The sequence below is a fragment of the Pseudomonas sp. UBA7500 genome (assembly GCF_002478435.1).
Taxonomy (GTDB): Bacteria; Pseudomonadota; Gammaproteobacteria; order Pseudomonadales; family Pseudomonadaceae; genus Aquipseudomonas; species Aquipseudomonas palmensis.
Window position 1 is genome coordinate 77752 of record NZ_DLNW01000002.1, and the last position, 23429, is coordinate 101180.

Sequence of the window (23429 nt, forward strand, 5' to 3'; positions counted from 1 at the left end):
GCAGCTGCCCCTTTCAACCGACGCTGCGAGACACCATGATCATTTCAGCCTCTACCGACTACCGCGCCGCAGCCCAACGCAAGCTGCCGCCCTTCCTGTTCCACTACGCCGACGGCGGCGCCTACGCCGAGTACACCCTGCGCCATAACGTCGAAGACCTGGCCAGCATCGCCCTGCGCCAGCGCGTCCTGAAGAACATGTCCGAGCTCAGCCTCGAGACCCGCCTGTTCGATGAAACCCTGAGCATGCCCGTGGCCCTGGCACCGGTCGGCCTGACCGGCATGTACGCCCGGCGCGGCGAGGTGCAGGCGGCACGTGCCGCGGCGGCCAAGGGCATCCCCTTCACCCTGTCGACCGTGTCCGTGTGCCCGATCGAGGAAGTGGCCCCGGCCATCGACCGGCCCATGTGGTTCCAGCTCTATGTGCTCAAGGACCGCGGCTTCATGCGCAATGCCCTGGAGCGTGCCAAGGCCGCCGGCGTGACCACCCTGGTGTTCACCGTGGACATGCCCGTACCCGGCGCACGCTACCGTGACGCCCACTCTGGCATGAGCGGCCCTAACGCACCGCTGCGGCGCATGTGGCAGGCCATGACCCACCCCCAGTGGGCGCTGGATGTAGGCCTGCTGGGCAAGCCCCACGACCTGGGCAACATCTCCAAATACCGCGGCAGCCCCACCGGCCTGGCCGACTACATCGGCTGGCTGGGCGCCAACTTCGACCCGTCGATTTCCTGGAAAGACCTGGAATGGATCCGCGAGTTCTGGGATGGCCCGATGGTGATCAAGGGTATTCTCGACCCGGACGACGCGCGCGACGCCGTGAAATTCGGTGCCGACGGCATCGTGGTATCCAACCACGGCGGTCGCCAGCTCGACGGCGTGCTGTCCAGCGCCCGCGCCCTGCCGGCCATCGCCGATGCGGTCAAGGGCGACCTGAAGATCCTTGCCGATTCCGGTATCCGCAGCGGCCTGGACGTGGTGCGCATGATCGCTCTGGGCGCAGACACAGTACTGATCGGCCGTGCCTTCCTCTATGCCCTCGCCACCGCAGGCGAAGCCGGCGTGAAGAACCTGCTCGAGCTGTTCGAAAAGGAAATGCGCGTGGCCATGGTGCTGACCGGCGCCAAGTCCATCAGCGAGATCACTCGCGATTCGCTGGTACGCGAATTCGGCGCCTGACCGCCTGCCCCATCACCGCCTGATTGTCCGGGGCACGCGGCGCGATAGACGCCGTGGCCCCGCGAGGAGTTTGCATGAGCCTGCCCACCGCGTTTCTCGACTCGGTTGAACGCCTGATCCCCCGTGAGCGCCGCTTCGACGACCCCACGTCTACCCTGGCCTTCGGTACCGACGCCAGCTTCTACCGGCTGATCCCCAAGCTGGTGGTGCGCGTGGAAAGCGAAGACGAAGTGGTGGGCCTGCTCCAGCTGGCCCAGCGCGACCGCGTGCCGGTGACCTTCCGCGCCGCCGGCACCAGCTTGTCGGGCCAGGCTATCAGCGACTCGGTGCTGATCGTGCTGGGCGACAACTGGAACGGTCGCGAGATTCGCGAGCAAGGCCGGCAGATCCGCCTGCAACCCGGCGTGATCGGCGCCCAGGCCAACGCCTGGCTGGCGCCGTTCGGACGCAAGATCGGCCCCGACCCGGCGTCCATCAACGCCTGCAAGATCGGCGGCATCGTTGCCAACAACGCCAGTGGCATGTGCTGCGGCACCGCCCAGAACACCTACCACACCCTGGCCGGCCTGCGCCTGGTGCTGGCCGACGGTACCCGCCTGGACAGCGAAGACCCGGCCAGCGTCGCGGCCTTCCAGAGCAGCCATGCCGACCTGCTCGAATCCCTCGCGCGCCTGGGCCGCGAGACCCGCGCCAACACCGAACTGGCCGCGAAAATCCGCCACAAATACCGGCTCAAGAACACCACCGGCCTGTCGCTCAACGCGCTGGTCGACTACGACCAGCCACTGGACATCCTCAACCACCTGCTGGTGGGCTCCGAGGGTACCCTGGGCTTCATCAGCGCGGTTACCTACGACACCGTGATCGATCACCCGCACAAGGCGTCGGCGCTGATCGTATTCCCGGACGTGGAAACCTGTTGCACCGCCGTCACCGTGCTGAAAAGCCAGCCGGTATCGGCCGTGGAACTGCTCGACCGGCGCAGCCTGCGCTCGGTGCAGGACAAGCCCGGCATGCCGGCCTTCGTGCAGCAGCTGTCCGAGGGTGCGTGCGCCCTGCTGATCGAGTCCCGCGCTGCCACCCAGACATTGCTGCACGAGCAGCTGGGCCTGATCATGGCCTCGCTGGCGCAATTTCCGGTCGAGAAACAGGTCGACTTCACCGAAGACGCCAAGGAAAACGCCAAGCTCTGGGCCATCCGCAAGGACACCTTCCCGGCCGTCGGCGCCGTGCGCAAGACCGGCACCACGGTCATCATCGAAGACGTGACCTTCCCGGTCGAGCAACTGGCCATCGGCGTCAACCGCCTGATCGAGCTGTTCGAGCGGCACCACTATGACGAAGCCATCCTGTTCGGCCATGCGCTGGAGGGCAACCTGCACTTCGTGTTCACCCAGGGTTTCAACAGCGCCGAAGAGGTCGCCCGCTACCAGGCGTTCATGGACGACGTGGCACACCTGGTGGCGGTCGAATTCGGCGGTTCGCTCAAGGCCGAACATGGCACCGGGCGCAACATGGCGCCGTTCGTCGAACTGGAATGGGGCCACGATGCCTACCAGCTGATGTGGACGCTCAAGCGCCTGCTCGACCCCAACGGTATCCTCAACCCGGATGTGGTGCTCAGCAACGACCCGCAGATCCACCTTAAGAACCTCAAGCCGTTGCCGGCCGCCGACGAGATCGTCGACAAGTGCATCGAGTGCGGCTTCTGCGAACCGGTGTGCCCGTCCAAGGGGCTGACCCTGAGCCCGCGCCAGCGCATCGTGATGTGGCGCGACATCCAGGCCAAGAAGCGCGCCGGGGTCGATACCACCACGCTTGAACGCGACTATCAGTACCAGGGCATCGACACCTGCGCCGCCACCGGCTTGTGCGCCCAGCGCTGCCCGGTAGGCATCAACACCGGCGAACTGGTGAAGAAACTGCGCGCCCAGGCTGCCAGCCACGTGAAGACAGCCGACTGGCTGGCGGAGCATTTCCACACCGCGCTAAGCGGCGCCCGCCTCACCCTGCGCGCAGCCAACGGTGCCCGCCGCCTGTTGGGCGCGCCACGTCTGGCCCGCATCAGCCAGTCGTTGAGCAAAGCCAGCAACGGCCGCCTGCCGCTCTGGACGCCGGCCATGCCGCAGCCCCTGCAGCCCATCCAGTTCAGCCCGGCGAGCAACGATGCGCGGCCCCGCGTGGTGTACCTGGCGGCCTGCGTATCGCGCGTCATGGGCCCGGCCGCTGGCGATCGCGAACAGACCTCGCTGCTGGACAAGACCCGCGGCCTGCTGGAAAAGGCCGGCTACCAGGTGGTGTTCCCCGAGAACCAGGACAGCCTGTGCTGCGGTCAGCCGTTCGCCTCCAAGGGCTATGCCGAACAGGCCGAGCACAAGCGCCAGGAACTGATCGGCGCGCTGCTGCATGCGAGCCGCGGCGGGCTCGACCCGATCTACTGCGACACCAGCCCGTGCACCTTGCGCCTGGTGCAAGACCTCAAGGACTCGCGCCTGGACCTGTATGACCCGGTGCGCTTCATCCGCACCCACCTGGTGGACAAGCTGGAGTTCACCCCGCAGGACGCACCGATTGCCGTGCACGTGACCTGCAGCACCCAGCACCTGGGCGAAAGCCAGGCCCTGATCGACCTGGCGCGGCGTTGCAGCAAAGAGGTGGTGATACCCGAGGGCATCCACTGCTGCGGGTTCGCCGGCGACAAGGGCTTCACCACCCCCGAACTGAACGCACATTCACTGCGCAGCCTAAAGGACGCCGTGCAGTACTGCAGCGAAGGCATCTCCACCAGCCGCACCTGTGAAATCGGCCTGAGCGAGCATGGCGGCATCGACTATCACGGCCTGGTGTACCTGGTGGACCGGGTGACCAGAGCCAGGGCGGTGTGAGCCAAGGCGGCTCCTGCACACCGGCAGGAGCTGGCCTTGCCGGCGAACCGGCCATCTGCCACAACATCCGTCTGAACCCCTGGCATCGGCCGCAGTCCATGCAAATAGGCCCCTTATCCTGAGGCCTTCCCAGCCAAGGAGATTCACATGAAGCGTACTGCGATTACCGGACTGTTCCTCAGCGCCGCACTGCTAGCCTCGCCTGTGTTCGCGGCGGATAAAGACCTGTGTACCAGCAACCTGCAGAAGATCGACGACCAGATGGCAACCATGGGTGCGACCTCCGAAGGGCTGGACGATGCGCTGAAGCAGCACGTGGCTGACGCCAAGGCCGCGCAGGCGGCGGGCAACGACAAGGATTGCATCACCATCAGCGCCAAGGTGCTGTCTCGCCTCGAGAAGACCGACAAGGGCGGCAACGGTCAGTAACCTCGGTGGGCGACCGGACCGGTAGTCGACGTCGCCCGACCGATGGCGTATACTCCGTCACATGCACCCGAAACGGTGCTAGCGCTAGAGCAGTAAAAAATGGGGCCGATTAGGATTCGACGCCGGTGATGAAACTCTAGGTGCATGCCGAGTTGGTAACAGAACTCGTAAATCCACTGTTGCAACTTTCTATAGTTGCCAATGACGAAAACTACGAGGGTTACGCTCTCGCTGCGTAAGCAGCCGAGCCCGCTCTCCTGGTAGCTTCGGCTCCAGCAATCACTAGGGGATGCCTGTAAACCCGAAGTGATTGTCATACAGAACAGGATCGTCGTGTAGCACGTTGGGGGCAAAGCGACTAAAACTTACCCAACTCGTCCAAAGCACCCTGCCCGTCGGGCGGCTGCGGATTAACTCAATAGACACGGCTAAGCATGTAGTACCGACAGCGGAGTACTGGCGGACGGGGGTTCAAATCCCCCCGGCTCCACCAAACGATCAAAAAAAGACGTCCACGGACGTCTTTTTTTGTGCCTGCGATTCAGTAAGTACGCCAGCAATCTTGCAGAGCTCTGAGGTTTTTGAGCTACAGCTTCGCCGGGACTGACAAGCAAACAATGCGGCCGGCAAAGAATGTGTGAGAAGAAAAACAAAAAGCTGTGCAAGCGGCGAAAACTCTTACAATCTTCAGCCAGATTTCATACACATTTTTTGCCCTCCCGATACTCAAGAGATAGCCCCGTGCGTGACTCAGACAGCTCATCCGCGCCACTGGTTGACGTAGTGCAGCTTGCCGCATCCCTCCAGCGTTTCGCAGATGATCGCGACTGGCAGCAGTTCCACTCCCCAAAAAATCTCATCTTGGCGCTCACTGGCGAGGTAGGAGAGCTGTGCGAGATTTTCCAATGGATGAGTGATACCGATTCGCTCTCTGTAGCCAAGGACCCCGAAATCGGATCAGCCGTAAAAGACGAATTGGCGGACGTACTGATGTATCTGGTCCGTTTGAGTAGCGTGCTCGGCATCGACCTCAACGAGGCGGTGACAAGGAAACTCGCCTCGAACGGCCAGAAGTATCCCGTGGATAAAGCCAGAAGCAGCAGCAAAAAGTACGACCGACTCTGAACAACTCGAATCTAAGGACACCCCGTGATCGTTTACGCTGCGACCAAACAGCAATTTCTAAAAGACAACGATAACGATGATATCGAGGAGGTGATCCTCAGACACTACAAGGAAGCTACCGGCAAGAACGTTGGCAGTTCGGAAATCAGGTCGTGGCAAGGATCCCTTACGTACATGGCCAAGGTCCTTAGAGATGAAGGCTTGCCTAACGACGCAGGCTTGGCCATCGAATTGCACATTCCGCAGTCGTCGAAACGGATCGATTTTCTACTCACCGGACGCGACGAAAACCAAGCAAAAAAAGCTGTATTGATCGAGTTGAAGCAATGGAGCAAAGCCAACGCCTCGACCAAGGATGCCATCGTCAAAACGGCGCTTGGTGGCGGCCTCGTTGAAACTATTCACCCGTCCTATCAAGTATGGTCATATGCAGCGCTGCTCGAAGGCTTCAACGAGGCTGTGTACGACAAAAGCATCGAGATCCGTCCCTGTGCCTACCTTCATAACTACGTCAGCGACGGCATCATAGACTCAGCGCACTACGAGCCTCATATCAGCAAAGCGCCACTGTTTCTGAAAGGCCCTGAAGAGCTCAGCAAGCTGCGAAGCTTTCTGAAAGCTCACATTGCTCACGGCGACAACAAAGAGGTCCTTTACGAACTGTCCGATGGAAAAATACGCCCGTCAAAAGCGCTAGCCGAAGCCCTGAGCGGACTGATGAAAGGCAATCCTGAGTTCGTATTGATTGATGATCAGAAGGCAGTTTTCGAGTCGGTGCTCGCAGCGGCAAGCGAGGCATCGGGGGAGACGCCAAAGGTGCTGATCATCGAAGGGGGACCCGGCACTGGGAAAACTGTGCTAGCTATCAATCTGCTGGTGAGGCTGACCGGATTGAAGCTGTTGAGCAAATACGTCTCCAAGAATGCTGCCCCCCGCAAGGTCTATGAAAGCAAACTGGTTGGCACCATCAAGCGCAGCCATTTCTCGAATTTCTTTTCAGGCTCTGGGGCATTCATCGACACTGAGCCCAACACATTCGATGCGCTTATCGTGGACGAAGCTCACCGGCTGAATGAGAAAAGCGGGCTTTACGGAAACCTTGGGGAGAACCAGATCAAAGAGCTGATTGATTCAGCGAAATGCTCAATTTTCTTCATTGATGAAGACCAGCGTGTAACCTTGAACGATATCGGCAGCAAGCAGGCGATACGCTCCTTTGCAAAAGCCAAGGGCGCTGTGGTCGAAGAACACGTGCTGTCTTCGCAGTTTCGCTGCAGTGGTTCTGACGGTTACCTGGCATGGTTGGATGACACGCTAGGCATTCGCTCGACGGCAAATCCGACGCTTGAGACTCAAGAGTACGAGTTTAAGGTGTTCGACTCACCCCAGGCGATGCATGAAGCAATCAACGAGAAAAATCACGGAAACAAAGCTCGTGTGGTCGCGGGATATTGTTGGCCCTGGCTGAGCAAGAAAGACTCCACCGCTGCCGATATCGTTATTGGTGACTACAAACGCCAATGGAACCTGGACCAGGATGGCAGTCTATGGATCATCGCTGAAAACTCCATCGAACAGGTTGGCTGCATCCATACCTGCCAAGGTTTGGAAGTCGACTACATTGGGGTGATCATGGGGCCAGATCTTGTCGTACGTGACGGTAAGGTAGTGACATCTCCAGATGATCGCGACAAGCACGATAAATCGATTCGCGGCTGGAAAAAAATGATGAAAGAGCGACCTATCCTAGCGAAAAATGAAACAGACCTGATCATCAAGAATACATACCGAACGTTGATGACCCGCGGGATGAAGGGTTGCTACCTTTACTGCACCGACAAAGAGACTGCGCGGTACTTCGAGAGTCGGCTTAGCCAGCACAGTAATCATTGAAGGTATCGTTTGCTAGGAGCCCCTGTACCTGCAAGTCTTTTTTCAAACTTTTGCGGCCCACAAAAGATAGAAAAAAGACGTCTGCAGGCTTTCTTGGATGCCTCAAGTTCAGTAAATACAGAAGCGCCATCGCTGAAAAACCGAAGACAAACTACACCCCCTCCTCCCCCATAGTTTAGTAAACCCCAATCCAAGAATCGAAAAAGTCAGCTTTTACCCTCCTTACCCCCATGAAACCTTAGGGCACCACAAAACCACCTTAGGAGAACACTGCGCTGCGTGGCGAGCCTTGCTGTTGGCTGTGCGGTTTGCCCTGCAGCGCATGGAACGAGAACCGGATGTCTCTCGTCTGGGAGGACCGATTGATCCCGGTGTCTTGAGTGATGTGCAATCACCCTTGAACAGTAGGAGATAACAATAATGATCAAAGCTCTGAAATTCGCAGCACTCGCAACGGGGATAGTCACTGCCAGTCACGGCCTCGCGGCCGACCTCACCATCGTCTCCTTCGGTGGCGCCAACAAGGAGGCCCAGGTAAAGGCCTTCTACAAGCCCTGGCAACAAGCCCGGGGCAGCAAGATCATTTCCGGCGAGTACAACGGCGAAATGGCCAAGGTCAAGGCCATGGTCGATACCCGCAGCGTGTCCTGGGATGCCGTGGAGGTGGAGTCCGCCGAGCTTGCCCGGGGCTGTGAAGAGGGCATGTTCGAGACGCTGGACCCAGCTCAGATCGGCCTCGATACCAAGCATTTCGTTCCCGGCGCCATCCAGCCCTGCGGCATAGGGTTCCTGGTGTACTCGACGGTGCTGGCCTACAACACCAGCAAGCTGAAGCAAGCCCCCACCGGCTGGAAGGATTTCTGGGATGTGGAGAAATTCCCGGGCAAGCGCGGCTTGCGCAAGCTGGCCAAATCGACTCTGGAATTCGCCCTGATCGCCGACGGGGTAGCGCACGCTGACGTCTACACGTTGCTGGCCACCAAGGCAGGCCAGGACCGCGCCTTCGCCAAGCTGGATGAGATCAAGCCGCATATCCAGTGGTGGGAAGCCGGTGCCCAGCCACCTCAGTATCTCGCCGCTGGGGATGTGGTGATGAGCTCGGTGTACAACGGCCGCCTCTCGGCCAAGCAGAAGAAAAAGTACGACCTGGACATCGTCTGGTCCGGCGGCCTCTACGAGTTCGATTCCTGGGCTATCCCGCGGGGCGCTTCACGCCAGGAGAAGACCCGCGAGTTCATTGCCTTCACGCTCGACCCCGCGCAACAGAAAAGCTTCGCCGAACATATCGACTACGGCGCCGCCAACCTGCAGGCCATGCAACTGCTCGACAAGGACCGCATCGCCGAACTGCCCACCGCGCCAGCGAACCTTTCCCAGCAGGTGCCGGTAGACCCGCTGTTCTGGGCCGACCATGGCGAACAACTGGAGCAACGCTTCAACGCCTGGGCGTCGCGCTAACCCCCTGAACGGCCAGCCATGGGGCACTCACCCCATGGCTTTCGGAATCTGCCGAGCACAAGGTCAGACCTCCGTCATCACCACCATCACCTCGGCGTCACTCCCCGCCTCGCCCTCAGCCAGGTAGATGTGCCCGATCGCGCTGTTGAAATACACCGTCTCCCGGCAACCAACGCTGACGGATTCACCCGTTTCGAACTGAATGCGCACACGGCCCGAAAGCACCACGGCAAACTCCTGCCCGGGGTGGCGAATGTAGTCTTCGAACTGGCTCATCTCACGCGCGCAGATGCGGGCATACATCGGCGTCATGTTGCGCCCGGGAAAATCCCCCGCCATCGGGTGGTACTCGTAGTTGCCCGTGCTGTAACCCGCCGCCGTATCGATGGCCGTGCTCACCACCGTGGGCTGTACCGCACCCACGCTCACCTTGGCCGGGTTGAACAGCTGGGCGATATCCACACCCAATGCCCGCGCTGCCGCCGCCAGCTTCTCGTAACTCACCGATACCTGCGCCAGCTCCATCTTCGACAGGGTCGACAGCGCCACGCCTGAACGCTCGGACAATTGCTTGAGCGTGAGCTTCTGGTTCTTGCGTATGACACGAAGACGAGCCCCCACCTGGGCGCGATCTATCAAGGGGTGGGCCGGGGAACGCGAGACTGGATCGGAGCTCATGCAAACTTCTCTGCCATACGAAAACGATGCCTTTGGCCAAGCCGGGCAAGGGCCAAAAATAATACCTCAAGGTAATAGGTTGACTGGAAAATTCTCATATCTTACATTTCTCGTATCTGAGAATTACAAGAACAGCGGCGAAGACATTGCTTCTCCCACTCGGAACAGGAGGCACCTCGGTATGCACGACAGCGAATGTTTCGATTTCGCCATCATTGGCGGCGGTATTGCGGGGGCCTCCCTGGCCTATCGCCTGGCTGGGCAAGCCAGGGTCGTGGTGCTCGAGCGCGAGAGCCAGCCGGGCTATCACGCCACCGGTCGTTCCGCAGCCATGTTCATGGAAAGTTACGGAACACCGCAGATCCAGGCCTTGACCCGCGCCAGCCGCACTTTCTATGAACAACCGCCCGCTGATTTCACCGAGCATGCGCTGCTGGAGCCTCGCGGTTGCCTGTATGTCGCAGGCCAGGGGCAACAGCCTCTGCTGGAACAGACCTTCGCTGCCAGTGCAGCACAGGCTGGCAATGTGTCGTTGATCGATACCGAGCATGCGCTCGCGTTGGTGCCGTGCCTGAACCCGGAAGCAATGGTTGGCGCGATGCTCGAAACCGACGCCCGCGATCTGGACGTGCATGCACTGCACCAGGGCTTCTTGCGCGCCATGCGCCGTGCCGGTGGTGTGCTGCAATGCGATGCGCAACTGAGCGTCGCCACGCGCGAAGGCGGTCACTGGCACCTGACCCTGGCCGACGGTCGCCAGTTGCGCGCGCGCACGCTGGTCAATGCCGCAGGCGCCTGGGCTGATGAGGTTGCGCAGCAGTGCGGCGTGAAGCCCATCGGCTTGCAGCCCTGCCGACGCACAGCCTTTACCTTCGACGGCCCCCAGGGCATGGATTTCTCGCGCTGGCCCACGGTGATCGGCATCGACGAAAGCTTCTACTTCAAGCCCGATGCCGGCCAGTTGCTGGGCTCCCCGGCCAACGCCGACCCCGTGCCGCCCCATGACGTGATGCCTGAAGAGCTGGACATCGCCACCGGCATCTACCACATCGAGGCCGCCACCTCCCTGACCATCCGCCGTCCGCGTCACAGTTGGGCCGGCCTGCGCTCGTTCGTCGCCGATGGCGACCTGGTGGTCGGCTGGGACAATCACCGCGAAGGCTTCTTCTGGCTCGCGGCACAGGGCGGCTATGGCATCCAGTCTGCGGCCGGCGTGTCGCAACTGGCCTGCGCCCAGTTGCTCGATCAGCCGCTGCCCCAAACACTGCTTCATCAAGGTGTCGAGCCACAGCGCCTGGCACCTGCCCGCTTGCGTTAATCACTCATCACCCACGAGGTTCAATGCCATGTCCGAACAACTGCAGCGTTACCCCAGCCATCTGCCCTACCCGTTCTCCAAGGCCATCCGTGTCGGCGATTTCCTGTTTCTCTCGGGGCAGGTACCAATGGACCCACAGGGCAACGTGGTGCTCGGGGATATCCGCGAGCAAACCGAGGCGGTCATGAGCCGTATCGGCGAAACCCTGACCGAGTGCGGTGTGGGGTTCGATCAGGTGGTCAAGGCCACGGTCTGGCTGACCGACATGCAACATTTCGCCGGTTTCAACGAGGTGTACAAGCGCTACTTCGACAATGGTTTTCCGGTGCGCTCCACGGTCGGCGGCAGCCAGCTGGCACTGGGTGTCGACGTAGAGATCGAAGTCCAGGCCTGGGTCGGCGCCCGCTAGCACACCCTTGCCGCCTGCCACTGCGATGCCCCGGCATGGCCACGGAAAGTGGCCCGCCCCATAAGCCCTAACAACAATAATTCGAGGGAAATCGTCATGAAAGAGAGCCTGAAAATAGCCGGCGCGTTCGTCGGTGTGATTGTCGGCGCCGGGTTCGCTTCCGGTCGGGAACTGCTGCTGATGTTCGTCGATTTCGGCGTATGGGGATTGCTCGGGGCAGTGGTCAGCGCCTCACTGTTCATCTTTCTCGGCATGGCATTGGCAGGCATGGGCAGCCGCCTGCGGGCTAGCTCCCATAAAGACGTGGTGAACGCCCTGTGCGGACGCTACCTGGGCGCCTTCGTCGACCTGATGATCACCTTTTTCATGTTTGCGGTGACCGTGGTCATGCTGGCCGGTGGCGGTGCCCTGCTGGAGCAGCAGTTCGGCATCCCGGCCCTGTTCGGCAGCCTGGCGGTGACCGTGATCGTGGTCGCCATCGTGTGCCTGGATGTGCAGAAGGTGATTGGCATGATCGGCGCCGCCACCCCGCTGTTGATTCTCACGGCAGTAGCGGTGGCCCTGTATGGTGTGGCCACCCGAGGCCTGAGTTTCGGCGAGCTCGATCAACTGGCCAGCCAGCAGGACGCCGGCGCCAGCCATTGGCTGCTGGGGGCGCTGTTGTACGTGTCCTACAACATCGTGGCCGGGGTGCCCTTTCTGTCGATCATGGGCGGCACCGCAAAGACCGAGAAGCACGCCATCTGGGGTGGCATCTTCGGCGGCGCGTTGCTGGGGGTGCTGATGCTGGTGATGAGCCTGGGGCTGTTGTCGCGCCTGGACAGCGTGGCCGACCTGCCCATGCCCATGTTGTCCATCGCCACCGAGATTTCACCGGTGCTTGGCCTGGTGATGGCCGTGGTCATTTTCCTGATGATCCTCAACACCGCCGTCGGCACCCTGTACTCCTTTTCGGCGCGATTGCTGCCAGCGGGCACCCGCACGTTCCGCATCGGCTCGGCGGCCGCCGGCGCCCTGGCGTTCGTTGGCAGCCTGGTCGGGTTCGTCAGCCTGGTGGGTCAGGTCTACCCGCTGTTCGGCTACCTGGGCTTCCTTCTGATTGGCGCGGTCGTGCTTGGCTGGCTACGCGTCGGCCGCCTGGCCCAGGCTTGAGCAATGCACAGTGACGCGCTGATCGGGCGCGTCACAAATTGCATCGAACCGGCCCTCTCGAAATCGATTGCCAGGCCGATATGCTTGGCAACCGAACTAGCAGCAGAGCAGGTCACCGATGAAAGTCTGCACAACCTACCGTGAAACCTTCTATCACGTACTCAACGCGGTGTTTACCGCCTATGGCAAGCAGCCGGTGGTAGCGGAACTGGGAGTGCTGCGCGGCGAAAACGCGATGAAGCTCTACCAGGCCCTGACCCCGGAAAAGATGGTGCTGATCGACAGCTGGAGCCCTGCCTCCAATGACGACTACAGCCCATTCGACCAGTTGCCGCCATGGGTCGAGCCGCCAGAGAAATACGCCTACTACTACGGCGGCCCGATGCATGAGCAGGCCACCTTCGACAACCTCTACCAGCAATGCCTGGACCGCTTCGCCGACAAGGACAACGTCACCGTCATCCGCGCCGACACCATCAGCGCCATCGACGCGATCCAGCCGCGTACCGGCATCGAGACCTTCGACGTGGTGTACATCGATGCCAGCCACCAGTACGAATTCATCCTGCGCGACCTGATGTACTACCAGGAACTGGTCGGCCCGGATGGCTTCATCCTGCTCAACGACTGCTGCCACAGCCCCAACGGCACCAAGCAGAACCTTGGCGTGCTCGAAGCCTTGAGCAGCTTCATGAAGCGCTCCGACTTCATCCCGCTGGCCATGACCAACACCGACTGGTCGGACGTGATCCTGGTGCGCAAGAACTCGATCATGGTGCAACTGGTGGACATCGCCCTGACCAACTCCGACATTCCGTTCGTGGAGATCCCGCATCAACTGATCTCTGCCGCCAAAGTCGTTTACGGCCAGCAGCGCATCAACATCAGCTTCGCCTGATTGCGGTTGCAAGACGTCCTGGCCTTCGCCAGGACGACAGCGGTCGACCCCACACGATCGATTAAATTCCCGCGAATCTGCCTGTTTTTCCTACAGATGCCGGCTGACTCACATTTTTTTCGTGAAAAGCAGCCTAACCGGCTTTCGCTGCTGAATTGTCCTACAACCATCCTGTACAGTACCCAGCGCTTGATTCAGCACTCACTGACAAGCCGGCAGGGATGGCCGATACAGACGCAGCATGCGCTGGTTGTCCCACGTCGGTTTCCGACCCTGGAAGGGACACCCTCTTGAATACTGCATCGCTGCGCCGCTCACTGCTGGCGCTTTCCATTGCCGCTGCTACAGCCACGGCCAATGCCTCTCCCGCTATCGACTTGAATCACGACCTCAGCTCCGGTGCCTACAGCAATACCGGCGATACCTTCAAAAGCGCTACCTTCAGCGGCACATCGCAGAACGCCGGCGTCGAGCTGATCGATGTCACTGTGCTGGGCAACCTGACCAACAGCGGCGCGATCAACCTCAGCGCGGCGAGTGCCACCGATATTCCCTCGGCCATTTCCCTCACCCTCGATTCCAGCATCGGCGGCAACCTGGTCAACCAGGGCAGCATCAACGTGACCGGCGAAGGCGCCATGGGCCTGGACCTGTACCTGGCCAATATTGCCGGTGATGTGATCAACAGCGGCAGCATTGCCGTGACGGGCCAGAACGCCAACGGCATGATGATCACCTCCACCCAGTCGAGCATCATCAACAGCGGCACCATCACCGCGCGTGGCGCCGACTCGGCCGGTATCGAAGTCGAGAATGCCGTCTTCAGCGGGTCCGTCACCCCGCCCTACAAAAGCAACATCAACAACAGCGGCACCATTTCGGCAGATGGCATCGGCATCCATCTGGTCAACCTGAGCGGCAGCAACCTGTTTTCGATCACCCAGACTGCCGGCCTGCTCGAAGGCGGCACTGCGGCGATTCTGGCCGAAGACAGCAACGCGCAGTCGTACTTCTACTGGTCCGGCGGCCAGGTAAAAGGCGATCTGCTGGGGCTGAGTGGCGTGCTGGTCAAAGGCGACGTGGCTTTCGACGGTTCGACCATCCGTGCCGGCTACGTGGACATCGACGGTGGCACCCTGACCCTGCTGGCGCCGCACACCACGCTGGACGGCGATCTCGACCTCGACAGCGACACCGCACGCCTGCGTCTGCTGCTGGACAACACGACCCTGCCCGATTCACCGATCCTCAAGGTAACCGGCAACACCTACTTCTCCGCAGGAAGCCAGATCGAGCTGCAAGCCCGCTCCGACGACTTCCGCACCCCGGCCCAGGGCACCCGCTACACCCTGCTGAACTCCGGCACCTGGGAAGAGGCGCAGAACCTGTCGGTGGTCTCGTCCTCGGCGCTGCTCGAAGTGAAAAACTTCGGCATCGAGGGCCAGGATGTGAAGGCGCTGGTCGCAACCCGCAGCGATGAAGCGATCGAGCAGAACCTGCTCGGCGCCCGTGCTTCGCGCAATGCGGTCAATGCCATACAACCGTTCAAGAACACCGTGATGGGCCAGCTCAGCGAAAGCGATCCGGTATTCCAGGCCTTCGCCAACGCCAGCAGCGATGCGCAACTGGCCAGTCTCGCCGAAACCCTGACCCCGGATGTCAGCCGCGGCGTGATCAATGCCGCCACCAGCAGCCAGACCCTGGTGGGCAACGCCGTCACCCGCCGCTCCAGCAATGCCCGCAACGGCCTGTCGTCCGGTGAAGGCCTGTCGGGCACTGGCGTATGGGTGCAGGCATTGTCCAGCGATGCCGATCAGGATCGTCGCCACGGTATCGACGGTTACGATGCCAACACCAACGGCATCGCCGTGGGCGCCGACGGCAAGCTCGACCCCGACACCACCGTGGGCCTGGCGTACAGCTACCTGACCAGCGACGTCAAATCCGACCGGGGCAACAAGACCGATGTCAGCGGCCATGCCCTGACCCTGTACGGCAACTGGACCCTCGACAACTACTTCGTCGACGCTTCGGTGATGTACGGCTGGAACGACAACGAGTCCAAACGCTACATCGCCGGCAGCCGCGCCAAGGCCGACTACGACAGCGAGATCTTCGGCGTCAACGCGCTGGCCGGCTACACCTTCCAGCTCGACCGCCAGGTAGTGCTCGAGCCGCAGATCGGCGCGCGCTACGCCAATGTCTCGATCGACTCGTACCGTGAAAAAGGCAGCTCGGCGGCGCTCAACGTCGGCAGCCAGCGTTACGAAATCGGCGAGATGGGCCTGGGCGCACGCCTGGCAGCCGCCTTCGACCTGGGCGTGGGCAGCCTGGAGCCGGAAGCCAAGCTGATGGCCTGGCATGACTTCATCGGCGACAAGGCCGGCACCACCTCCACCTTCGTGCTGGGTGGCACGCCATTCACCACCCGCGGCGCCACCCCGGCGCGCGACAGCTACGAGCTGGGCCTGGGCGCAACCTACCGCGTCGGTGCCTGGAGCGTGGGCGGGTCGTACAACTACCTGACCAGCAGCGGCTTCGATGCCGACACCTTCACCGCCAACGTGCGCTACGACTTCTGACCTCAACCGCCAGACACGACAAAGCCCGCCAGAAGCGGGCTTTGTCGTGTCGGGGCGTGCCTCAGATATCCAGCACGATCTTGCCGAAATGCTGGTTGGTTTCCTGATAGCGGAACGCATCGGCGATCTGCTCCAGGCCAAAGTGCTTGTCGATCACCGGGCGAAGGCCGTTGGCGTCGATGGCGCGCACCATGGCCTGCTGCTGGGCACGGCTACCCACCAGTACCCCCTGCAGGCGCAACTGGCGCACCAGCGCCTGCACCAGCGGCAACTGCCCCGCCACGCCGGTGAGGATACCGATCAACGAGATGTGCCCGCCAATGCGCGCGGCTATCATCGATTGCTCCAGCGTGGCCGGGCCGCCCACTTCGATCACATGGTCCACACCACGATTGTGGGTCAGGCTGCGCACCTGCTCGCCCCAGGCCGGGGTGGTGCGGTAGTTGATCAGGTGGTCGGCGCCCAGGGCCTTGAGGCGTTCGAGCTTGGCGTCGCTGGAGGAAGTGGCGATCACCGTGGCGCCCGCCAGCTTGGCGAACTGCAAGGCGAAGATCGACACCCCACCGGTGCCCTGCACCAGCACCGTGTCGCCTGGCTTGAGTGCGTCGTCGGCCATCAGCGCACGCCAGGCGGTCAAGCCCGCAGTGGTCAGCGTGGCCGCTTCGGCATGGCTCCAACCTTTGGGCGCATGGGTAAACGAAGTGGCACGGGCCGTCACCTGCTCGCGGGCATAGCCGTCGATGCCATCGCCCGGCACCGTGGCAAAGCCTTCGATCAGCGGCGCGCCATCCAGCCAGTCGGGGAAGAAGGTGCTGACCACCGCATCACCGACAGCGAACTCGCTGACCCCGGCGCCCACGGCCACCACTTCACCGGCACCATCGGCCATCGGAATGCGCGGCTCGGCAGGCCCCCACATGCCGCTGACCACGGCAAAGTCGTGGTAGTTGAGCGAGTTGGCACGCAGGCGCACGGTGATCTCGCCCGCCTGCGGCGCCGGCGCTTCGCACGTGCCCACCTGCACCTTGTCATATCCGCCGCCGGGTTGAACGTAAATGGCCTTGTGGCTCATGGGAAGCGCCTCGCTCGTGTCTGTAAAGGGTCAACCAGTCTTCGCCCGTGCCTGACGCAGGTCAAGCACCAGCACTTGCACAATCCGCCGGCAAACCACAATAATGCGACTAATTATCAATTACTCAGTATCCTCCGCGCCATGCCCGCACCCGATCACGCTGCCCTGCACGCGCTCTACAGCGAACACAACGGTTGGTTGAAAAGCTGGCTGCGCGCGCGCCTGGGCAACGCCAGCGATGCCGCAGACCTTGCCCAGGACACCTTCATCCGGGTGCTGACCGCACGCAATGCCCAGACCATTCGTGAACCGCGCAGCTACCTGGGCGCCATCGCCCATGCGCTGATGGTCGACAAGTTTCGCCGCAAGGCCCTGGAACAGGCCTACCTCGCCGAGCTGGCCACCCGCCCGGAGCGCGTCATCGAGTCGCCCGAAACGCGCCTGCTGATTCTCGAAACCCTGGTGGCCGTCGATACCCTGCTCGACGGCATGGGCGAACGCACCCGGCAGATCTTCCTGGCGGTGCAGCTCGAGGGCCTGAGCTACGTGGCCACCGCCGAGCGCATGGGCGTGTCGGTGACCACGGTGAAAAAACACATGATCCGCGCCATGACCCACTGCCTGCTGCTGACGGACGACTGACATGGCCCAGCCCCTGGACTATTCAACCCTGGAGGCGGCGGCCAGCTGGTACGTCAAGCTCAATGCCGCGCCGCCCAGCGAGGCCCAGGTGCAGGCCTGGCGGGACTGGCTGGGCAAGAGCCAGGCCCATGCCCAGGCCTGGGCGCGGGTGGAAAAACTGCAGCGCCAGCTTGGCCGCCTGCCCGCCGACGTGGCCCTGCCGACCCTGGCCGGTGTACGCGCACGACGCCGCGCCGTGCTCAAGACCCTGGCCCTGCTGATGGGCGTGGGCATCACCGGCTGGGCCGTGCGCGAAAGCGACACGGGCCGCGAGCTGATGGCCGGGCTGCGTACCGGCAAGGGCCAGCGCCGCCACGTGACACTGGCCGATGGCAGTCAACTGGAACTCAACACCGACACCGCGCTGGATATCGAATTCGACGGCCAGCAGCGCCTGCTGCGCCTGTACAGCGGCGAAATCATGGTGCAAACCGCCGCCGACGCCGCTGGCCGGCCCTTCCTGGTGCAAACCCCGGAAGGCAGCATCCGCGCCCTGGGCACCCGTTTCAGCGTGCACAGCGAGGGCGGCCTGAGCCGGGTCAGCGTACTGGAGCACGCCGTGGAGATCCGCCCCGCCGATCAGCCCGGGCAAGTGCTGCGCCTGGACAGCGGGCAAAGCGTGAGCTTCGACGCGCATCAGCTCGGAGCGGTCGGTAGCGCTGCCCCCGGCACCGGTGCCTGGACCGACGGCATGCTGACCGTGATCGAGTGGCGCCTGGCCGACTTCATCAGCGAGCTGCGCCGCTACCGTCCCGGCCTGCTGCGCTGCGATGAGCGTATTGCCGACCTGCGCCTGTCCGGCGCCTTTCGCATCGACGATACCGACACCGTCCTGCAGAACCTGGGCACCTCGCTGCCGGTCAAGGTGCGCTACCTCACGCGGTACTGGGTGAGCGTCGAGCCGGTCTGAAAAAACATCGAAAACCGGGTTGCCGATTTTCATTCTCATTCGGCTACGCAGTTAAAGCGGAAAAAAAAGCCGCGACCCTGCCCAGCCAATCGAAGGAAAACCTGCATGTCCGCCCCTTGCCCGCGAGCGCCTCGCCCTCTGCTACGCGCCGTCCACCTGGCCCTGTTCAGCCTGCCGCTGGCACCGTTGCCGTTGCTGGCGGTGCTGCCGTCAAACGCCCTGGCACAAAGCGCAAGCACCCACTTCCAGATCGCCGCAGGCCCGCTGGGCACCGCGCTGAGCCTGTTCGCCACCCGCGCCAGCATCACCCTGTCGTTCGATGCGCGGCAAACCCAGGGCCTGCAATCGGCGGGCCTGCAGGGCAGCTACAGCATCGATGAAGGCCTGGCGCGACTGCTGGCGGGCAGCGGCCTGCAGGCCCAGCGCCAGTCCAATGGCGGCTACGTGCTGGTGCCAGCCGGCAACGGCGGCGCCGTCGAGCTGGGGGCCACCAGCATCGAAAGCAATACCCTTGGCGAGACCACCGAAAACACCGGCGCCTACACCACCGCCGCCACCCGCACCGCCACCAAGCTGCCGCTGTCGATCCGCGAAACCCCGCAATCGGTCACCGTGGTCACCCGCCAGCAGATGGATGACCAGGGCGCGCAGAGCATCACCGACGTGCTGCGCAACACCCCCGGCGTCTCCGCCCAGGCCTACGACAGCGACCGTACCGAATTCTCCAGCCGTGGCCTGGCCATCACCAACTTCCAGTACGACGGCGTCAACACCATCTACGACGGCGTGTACGATGAAGGCACCGCGCATGTCGACATGGCGATCTACGACCACGTCGAAGTGCTCAAGGGGGCCACCGGCCTGATGACCGGCTCCGGCGACCCTTCGGCCACCGTCAACCTGATCCGCAAGAAACCCACCGCGCAGTTCCAGGCCTCGCTGTCGGGCAGCGCCGGCAGCTGGGACGACTATCGTGGCGAAGGCGATGTTTCCGGCCCGTTGAACGACAGCGGCAGCGTGCGCGGGCGCTTCGTCGGCGCGCAGCAGGACAGGAAGGGCTACCAGGACCACTACCAGCAGAAGAAAGAGGTGTACTACGGCATCCTCGAAGTCGACGTCACCCCCGACACCCTGCTGACCGTGGGTATCGACCAGCAGACCACCACCCCGCGCGGCACCTCCTGGACCGGCAACCCGGTGTACTTCGCCGATGGCGGACGCACCGACTTTTCGCGCCGGTTCAACCCGGGGGCCGACTGGAGCCGTCGCGACTTCCAGAACCGCACCTACTTCGCCTCGCTGGAGCAGGCGCTGGCCAACGACTGGAGCCTGAAGCTCAGCGTCAACCAGCTGCAGAGCGACCACGACACGCGCCTGGCCTCGGCCAGCGGCGGCAATCCCGACCGTGCCACGGGCGAAGGCATGTTCATGTTCTGGGGCCGCTGGGAAGGTCACCGGGTGCAGAACACCGCCGACATCAACCTGTCCGGCCCCTTCACCCTGCTGGGCCGCCAGCACGACCTGGTGATGGGTTTCAACGCGGCCAACTCGCGCCAGACCGGCGCCACCTGGGACACCAGCCTGGGCGGCACACCGGGCAACATCTACGAATGGAACGGCAAGATCGGCGTGCCGGACTTCCCGAAAAACGGCAAGTACGAGCAGACCAAGCGCCAGAACGGCGCGTACATCGCCACCCGCCTGCGCCCCACCGACGACCTGTCGCTGATCCTCGGCACCCGCGTCAGCACCTTCAAGTACAACGACAACTACGATTACGACGGCCTCAACCCGGTGTACTTCAGCGACAACCAGGCCGGCTACAAGCAGCATGGCGTGGTGACCCCGTATGCCGGCGTGGTGTATGACCTCAACGACACCTACTCGGTGTATGCCAGCTACACCTCGATCTACCAGCCACAGACCTACAAGGACGCAAACCGCACCCCGCTGGATCCGGTGGAGGGCGACAGCTACGAGACAGGGCTGAAGGCGGCCTACTTCGAGGGGCGGCTCAATGCCAGCCTGGCGCTGTTCCGTATCGAGCAGGACAACGTGGCGGTGAAGACCGGCACCACCAACACCAACGAGGGGATCTACAAGGCTACCCGCGGCGCAACCACCGAGGGCGTGGAGCTGGAGATTGCCGGCGAACTGCAGGAGGGCTGGAACCTGTCGGCCGGCTATACCTATGCGCGTTCTCGCGACAAGGACCACCAGCGCATCTTCGGCTCGCCGATGAGCACTACCAAGCCTGAGCAACTGCTGCGGCTGTTCACCACCTACCGCCTGCCGGGGGCGCTAGACAAGGTCACGGTGGGTGGCGGGGTGAACTGGCAGAGCGCGTTCTACGGCCAGATCTACAGCCCTACGGTGAAGGATTACACCTTCATCAAGCAGGGTGGCTACACCCTGGTCGACCTGATGGGACGCTACCAGTACAACGACCACCTGAGCTTCACGCTCAACGCCAACAACGTGTTCGACAAACGTTACCTGGCCGGGCTGGGCAACTTCGACACCACCTACTATGGCGAAGCGCGCAACCTGATGCTGACTACGCGCTGGGCGTTCTGATCGAAGGCCTGGGTTGATGATCCGGGCTTCTTCGCCGGCAAGGCCGGCGAAGAGGCCAGCACGGACCTACTCCAGCATCCCGTGCAACACCCCACAATCAGCCGCATGCCAATCCACCAGCTGCGGCCACGGGTTCTGCGGCACATTCACCAGCACCGTGCGCGCACCCGCCGCACGCCCGCAGTCCAGATCGAAGCGATAGTCACCGACCATCACCATCTGCGCCGGTGCCACGTCCCACGCCTGGGCCAGTTGCAGCAGCCCGCCCGGGTGCGGCTTGGGCGGAGCCTCGTCGCGGCCGATGATGTCCTGCACCGGGAAGCAGTCGGCCAGGCCGATCGCCTCCAGCGTCACATGCGCCAGCTCGCGCGCATTACGCGTCAGGATCCCCAGCCGGCAGCCCCGCGCCGCCAGCTCGCGCACCAGCGCCACCGCCCCCGGCGCCGCCTGCGAGGCCACTGCCAGTTCGCGCTCGTGCTCCAGCAGCCAGGCATGCTTGGCCGCCGCCTCTGCCGCAGGCAGGGCCGCCAGATGGGTAAGAATGTCGTCCTGCGCCGGGATGTCCAGCGCCACGCGAATGGCCGCAAAGTCATGCACGGCAACGGTCAGGGTGCCGTCCATGTCGAACACCCAGTGACGAATCGAGCGCAGGCTCATGCCCAGTCCTTGCGATGGCGAATCAGGCCTTCCTGGCACGACGAGGCCACCAGCTGCCCGGCGCGATTGAAGATGCTGCCACGGGCAAAGCCGCGCGCATTGCCCGCCCACGGGCTGTCCATGGCATACAGCAGCCAGTCATCGGCGCGCAGGTTGCCGTGAAACCACAGCGCATGGTCGAGGCTGGCCAGCTGCATGTCGCGGTGCCACACCGACTTGCCATGGGGCATCAGCGAAGTGGTCAGCAGGCCGAAGTCCGAGGCGTATGCCAGCATGTACTTGTGCAGCGCCTGGGAGTCGGGCAGGTTGCCGTCGGCACGAAACCACGCGTACTTCACCGGGTCGCCGGGCTTGGGGTTGAAGGGGTCCTTCTCGGTCACCGGGCGCACTTCGATGGGCTTGGCGCACAGCAGCTTGTCGCGAATATGCTCGGGCAACTGATCGGCCATGCGCTCGGCCAGTTCCACTTCCGACGGCAGGTTCTCGGGGCCGACCACCTGGGGCATCTGGCCCTGGTGCTCGAAGCCTTCCTCGTCGTACTGGAACGAGGCGCTGCAGGTAAAGATCGGCTGGCCCTTCTGGATCGCCGTCACCCGGCGGGTGCTGAAGCTGCCGCCGTCACGCACGCGGTCCACCGAATACACCACCGGCATCGACGCATCGCCCGGACGCAGAAAATAGCCGTGCAACGAATGCACGTGGCGCGCCTCTTCGACCGTCTGGCTGGCCGCCGACAGCGACTGGCCCAGTACCTGGCCCCCGTACAGCTGACGAAAGCCCAGGTCCTGGCTGCGTCCGCGGAACAGGTTTTCCTCGATCGCCTCCAGACTCAACAGGTCGACCAGATCGTCCAACACGTGGCTCATTCGAGATTCTCCAAAGCAAGGCCCAGGGCGCAAATAATACAGGGTTTGTCATTGGCGGCCTGTATGTTCTGCGATTCAGCCATGCAAGGTGGCCTGCCACTGGGCGCGGTTGATCCGGTACAGCACATGGGGGCGCAAGGGGTGGCCAGGCTCGAGGCGCGGGTGCTCGAAATCGCCCAGCGGATCGGGCTGCATGCCGATGGCCTGCATCACCTTCTGCGACGGCAGATTGCCCTGGGTAGTGAACGACACCACTTCGTCCAGGCCCAGCTGGGCGAACGCACAGCGCAGGCAGGTCCAGGCCGCCTCGCTGGCGAAGCCCTGGCCCCAGTGGCGCCGCGCCAGGCGCCAACCGATCTCCACCGCCGGGGTGAACGGCGCATCGAAGCTCACATTGAGCAAGCCGGTCATGCCGATGAACGCCCCGCTGTCCTGGCGCTCCAGGGCCCACAGGCCGAACCCGTACTCGGCAAAATGGCCGCGGATGCGGCCAATCAGTGCGGCGCTTTCGACCCGGCTCAGCGGCGCCGGGAAGTACTGCATCACCAGTGGGTCGGCACACAGGGCGGCGAACTCGGCGAGGTCGTCGTCCTGCCACTGGCGCAGCCGCAGCCGCGCGCTCTCCAGTTCAAGTATCGGGGTCATTGCCTGCTCCGTG

19 protein-coding genes and 1 other RNA gene are annotated in these 23429 nt (G+C 62.8%); 15 read left to right on the forward strand and 5 right to left on the reverse strand.

Annotated features, from left to right (window positions below):
- Positions 1-35 precede the first annotated feature (35 nt).
- From lldD to B4I46_RS01850, 7 genes are all read left to right on the forward strand, one after another.
- Positions 36-1181, forward strand: a complete 1146-nt coding sequence (gene lldD, locus B4I46_RS01820) for an FMN-dependent L-lactate dehydrogenase LldD (RefSeq protein ID WP_286898370.1) — start codon at positions 36-38, stop codon at positions 1179-1181.
- Between the two features lie 74 nt (positions 1182-1255).
- Positions 1256-4066 (forward strand): FAD-binding and (Fe-S)-binding domain-containing protein, encoded by a 2811-nt coding sequence (locus tag B4I46_RS01825; RefSeq protein WP_286898373.1) that lies wholly within the window; start codon positions 1256-1258, stop codon positions 4064-4066.
- Between the two features lie 147 nt (positions 4067-4213).
- Complete coding sequence (locus B4I46_RS01830; RefSeq protein ID WP_043863844.1) at positions 4214-4495, forward strand: hypothetical protein; 282 nt, start codon at positions 4214-4216, stop codon at positions 4493-4495.
- A 101-nt stretch (positions 4496-4596) separates the two neighbouring features.
- Positions 4597-4988: a transfer-messenger RNA gene (ssrA, locus tag B4I46_RS01835) on the forward strand.
- Between the two features lie 248 nt (positions 4989-5236).
- The gene (locus tag B4I46_RS01840; protein ID WP_104571917.1) at positions 5237-5620 is read left to right on the forward strand and encodes a nucleotide pyrophosphohydrolase; all 384 of its coding nucleotides are present in this window, start codon (positions 5237-5239) and stop codon (positions 5618-5620) included.
- Positions 5621-5644: 24 nt separating this feature from the next.
- Positions 5645-7513: a DUF2075 domain-containing protein gene (locus B4I46_RS01845; protein ID WP_286898380.1), complete on the forward strand. Its 1869-nt coding sequence runs from the start codon at positions 5645-5647 to the stop codon at positions 7511-7513.
- A gap of 420 nt (positions 7514-7933) precedes the next feature.
- A complete protein-coding gene (locus B4I46_RS01850) occupies positions 7934-8971 on the forward strand; it encodes an ABC transporter substrate-binding protein (RefSeq protein ID WP_043863846.1) in 1038 nt (345 codons plus the stop codon).
- A 63-nt stretch (positions 8972-9034) separates the two neighbouring features.
- Here B4I46_RS01850 and B4I46_RS01855 read toward each other — a convergent pair whose 3' ends face one another.
- Positions 9035-9649, reverse strand: a complete 615-nt coding sequence (locus B4I46_RS01855) for a helix-turn-helix domain-containing protein (RefSeq protein WP_088513846.1) — start codon at positions 9647-9649, stop codon at positions 9035-9037.
- A gap of 181 nt (positions 9650-9830) precedes the next feature.
- On the opposite strand from B4I46_RS01855, the gene B4I46_RS01860 reads away from it, so the two are divergent.
- The 5 genes from B4I46_RS01860 (at position 9831) to B4I46_RS01880 (ending at position 16008) form a co-directional block, all read left to right on the forward strand.
- Positions 9831-10967: an NAD(P)/FAD-dependent oxidoreductase gene (locus B4I46_RS01860; protein ID WP_286898384.1), complete on the forward strand. Its 1137-nt coding sequence runs from the start codon at positions 9831-9833 to the stop codon at positions 10965-10967.
- A 28-nt stretch (positions 10968-10995) separates the two neighbouring features.
- Positions 10996-11376: a RidA family protein gene (locus tag B4I46_RS01865; RefSeq protein ID WP_058540570.1), complete on the forward strand. Its 381-nt coding sequence runs from the start codon at positions 10996-10998 to the stop codon at positions 11374-11376.
- A gap of 96 nt (positions 11377-11472) precedes the next feature.
- Positions 11473-12528 (forward strand): membrane protein, encoded by a 1056-nt coding sequence (locus tag B4I46_RS01870; RefSeq protein ID WP_043863850.1) that lies wholly within the window; start codon positions 11473-11475, stop codon positions 12526-12528.
- A 118-nt stretch (positions 12529-12646) separates the two neighbouring features.
- The gene (locus B4I46_RS01875; protein ID WP_043863851.1) at positions 12647-13426 is read left to right on the forward strand and encodes a class I SAM-dependent methyltransferase; all 780 of its coding nucleotides are present in this window, start codon (positions 12647-12649) and stop codon (positions 13424-13426) included.
- 290 nt (positions 13427-13716) lie between these two features.
- Positions 13717-16008, forward strand: a complete 2292-nt coding sequence (locus B4I46_RS01880) for an autotransporter domain-containing protein (protein ID WP_286898389.1) — start codon at positions 13717-13719, stop codon at positions 16006-16008.
- A 61-nt stretch (positions 16009-16069) separates the two neighbouring features.
- On the opposite strand, the gene B4I46_RS01885 is transcribed toward B4I46_RS01880, so the two are convergent.
- Positions 16070-17080, reverse strand: a complete 1011-nt coding sequence (locus B4I46_RS01885; protein WP_043863855.1) for a zinc-dependent alcohol dehydrogenase family protein — start codon at positions 17078-17080, stop codon at positions 16070-16072.
- Positions 17081-17221: 141 nt separating this feature from the next.
- Between B4I46_RS01885 and B4I46_RS01890 the strand changes: the two genes are divergently transcribed.
- The 3 genes from B4I46_RS01890 (at position 17222) to B4I46_RS01900 (ending at position 21248) form a co-directional block, all read left to right on the forward strand.
- Positions 17222-17722, forward strand: coding sequence for a sigma-70 family RNA polymerase sigma factor (locus B4I46_RS01890; protein ID WP_286898391.1), 501 nt, complete (start codon positions 17222-17224; stop codon positions 17720-17722).
- 1 nt (position 17723) lies between these two features.
- Positions 17724-18671 (forward strand): FecR domain-containing protein, encoded by a 948-nt coding sequence (locus B4I46_RS01895; RefSeq protein ID WP_275728944.1) that lies wholly within the window; start codon positions 17724-17726, stop codon positions 18669-18671.
- Between the two features lie 105 nt (positions 18672-18776).
- Entirely contained in the window at positions 18777-21248 is a 2472-nt protein-coding gene (locus tag B4I46_RS01900) for a TonB-dependent siderophore receptor (RefSeq protein WP_286898394.1), read from the forward strand.
- Between the two features lie 66 nt (positions 21249-21314).
- Here the strand turns inward: B4I46_RS01900 and B4I46_RS01905 are convergent, their stop codons facing one another.
- The 3 genes from B4I46_RS01905 to B4I46_RS01915 all read right to left on the reverse strand — a co-directional run bounded on the left by B4I46_RS01905 (position 21315) and on the right by B4I46_RS01915 (position 23416).
- On the reverse strand, positions 21315-21905 hold the full coding sequence (locus B4I46_RS01905) for an HAD family hydrolase (RefSeq protein ID WP_054916361.1): 591 nt from the start codon (positions 21903-21905) through the stop codon (positions 21315-21317).
- On the reverse strand, positions 21902-22771 hold the full coding sequence (gene tesB, locus B4I46_RS01910; protein ID WP_043863859.1) for an acyl-CoA thioesterase II: 870 nt from the start codon (positions 22769-22771) through the stop codon (positions 21902-21904). The genes B4I46_RS01905 and tesB overlap by 4 nt, the downstream gene beginning before the upstream one ends.
- Positions 22772-22846: 75 nt before the next feature.
- Complete coding sequence (locus B4I46_RS01915) at positions 22847-23416, reverse strand: GNAT family N-acetyltransferase (protein ID WP_043863860.1); 570 nt, start codon at positions 23414-23416, stop codon at positions 22847-22849.
- Between the last annotated feature and the right edge of the window lie 13 nt (positions 23417-23429).

Coding starts and splice junctions, on each gene's coding strand:
- B4I46_RS01870 (WP_043863850.1), top strand. CDS start 11,473: ATGAAAGAGAGCCTGAAAATAGCCGGCGCGTTCGTCGGTGTGATTGTC.
- B4I46_RS01830 (WP_043863844.1), top strand. CDS start 4,214: ATGAAGCGTACTGCGATTACCGGACTGTTCCTCAGCGCCGCACTGCTA.
- B4I46_RS01875 (WP_043863851.1), top strand. CDS start 12,647: ATGAAAGTCTGCACAACCTACCGTGAAACCTTCTATCACGTACTCAAC.
- B4I46_RS01825 (WP_286898373.1), top strand. CDS start 1,256: ATGAGCCTGCCCACCGCGTTTCTCGACTCGGTTGAACGCCTGATCCCC.
- B4I46_RS01900 (WP_286898394.1), top strand. CDS start 18,777: ATGTCCGCCCCTTGCCCGCGAGCGCCTCGCCCTCTGCTACGCGCCGTC.
- B4I46_RS01890 (WP_286898391.1), top strand. CDS start 17,222: ATGCCCGCACCCGATCACGCTGCCCTGCACGCGCTCTACAGCGAACAC.
- B4I46_RS01850 (WP_043863846.1), top strand. CDS start 7,934: ATGATCAAAGCTCTGAAATTCGCAGCACTCGCAACGGGGATAGTCACT.
- B4I46_RS01885 (WP_043863855.1), bottom strand. CDS start 17,080: ATGAGCCACAAGGCCATTTACGTTCAACCCGGCGGCGGATATGACAAG.
- B4I46_RS01860 (WP_286898384.1), top strand. CDS start 9,831: ATGCACGACAGCGAATGTTTCGATTTCGCCATCATTGGCGGCGGTATT.
- B4I46_RS01895 (WP_275728944.1), top strand. CDS start 17,724: ATGGCCCAGCCCCTGGACTATTCAACCCTGGAGGCGGCGGCCAGCTGG.
- B4I46_RS01905 (WP_054916361.1), bottom strand. CDS start 21,905: ATGAGCCTGCGCTCGATTCGTCACTGGGTGTTCGACATGGACGGCACC.
- B4I46_RS01865 (WP_058540570.1), top strand. CDS start 10,996: ATGTCCGAACAACTGCAGCGTTACCCCAGCCATCTGCCCTACCCGTTC.
- B4I46_RS01855 (WP_088513846.1), bottom strand. CDS start 9,649: ATGAGCTCCGATCCAGTCTCGCGTTCCCCGGCCCACCCCTTGATAGAT.
- B4I46_RS01915 (WP_043863860.1), bottom strand. CDS start 23,416: ATGACCCCGATACTTGAACTGGAGAGCGCGCGGCTGCGGCTGCGCCAG.
- tesB (WP_043863859.1), bottom strand. CDS start 22,771: ATGAGCCACGTGTTGGACGATCTGGTCGACCTGTTGAGTCTGGAGGCG.
- lldD (WP_286898370.1), top strand. CDS start 36: ATGATCATTTCAGCCTCTACCGACTACCGCGCCGCAGCCCAACGCAAG.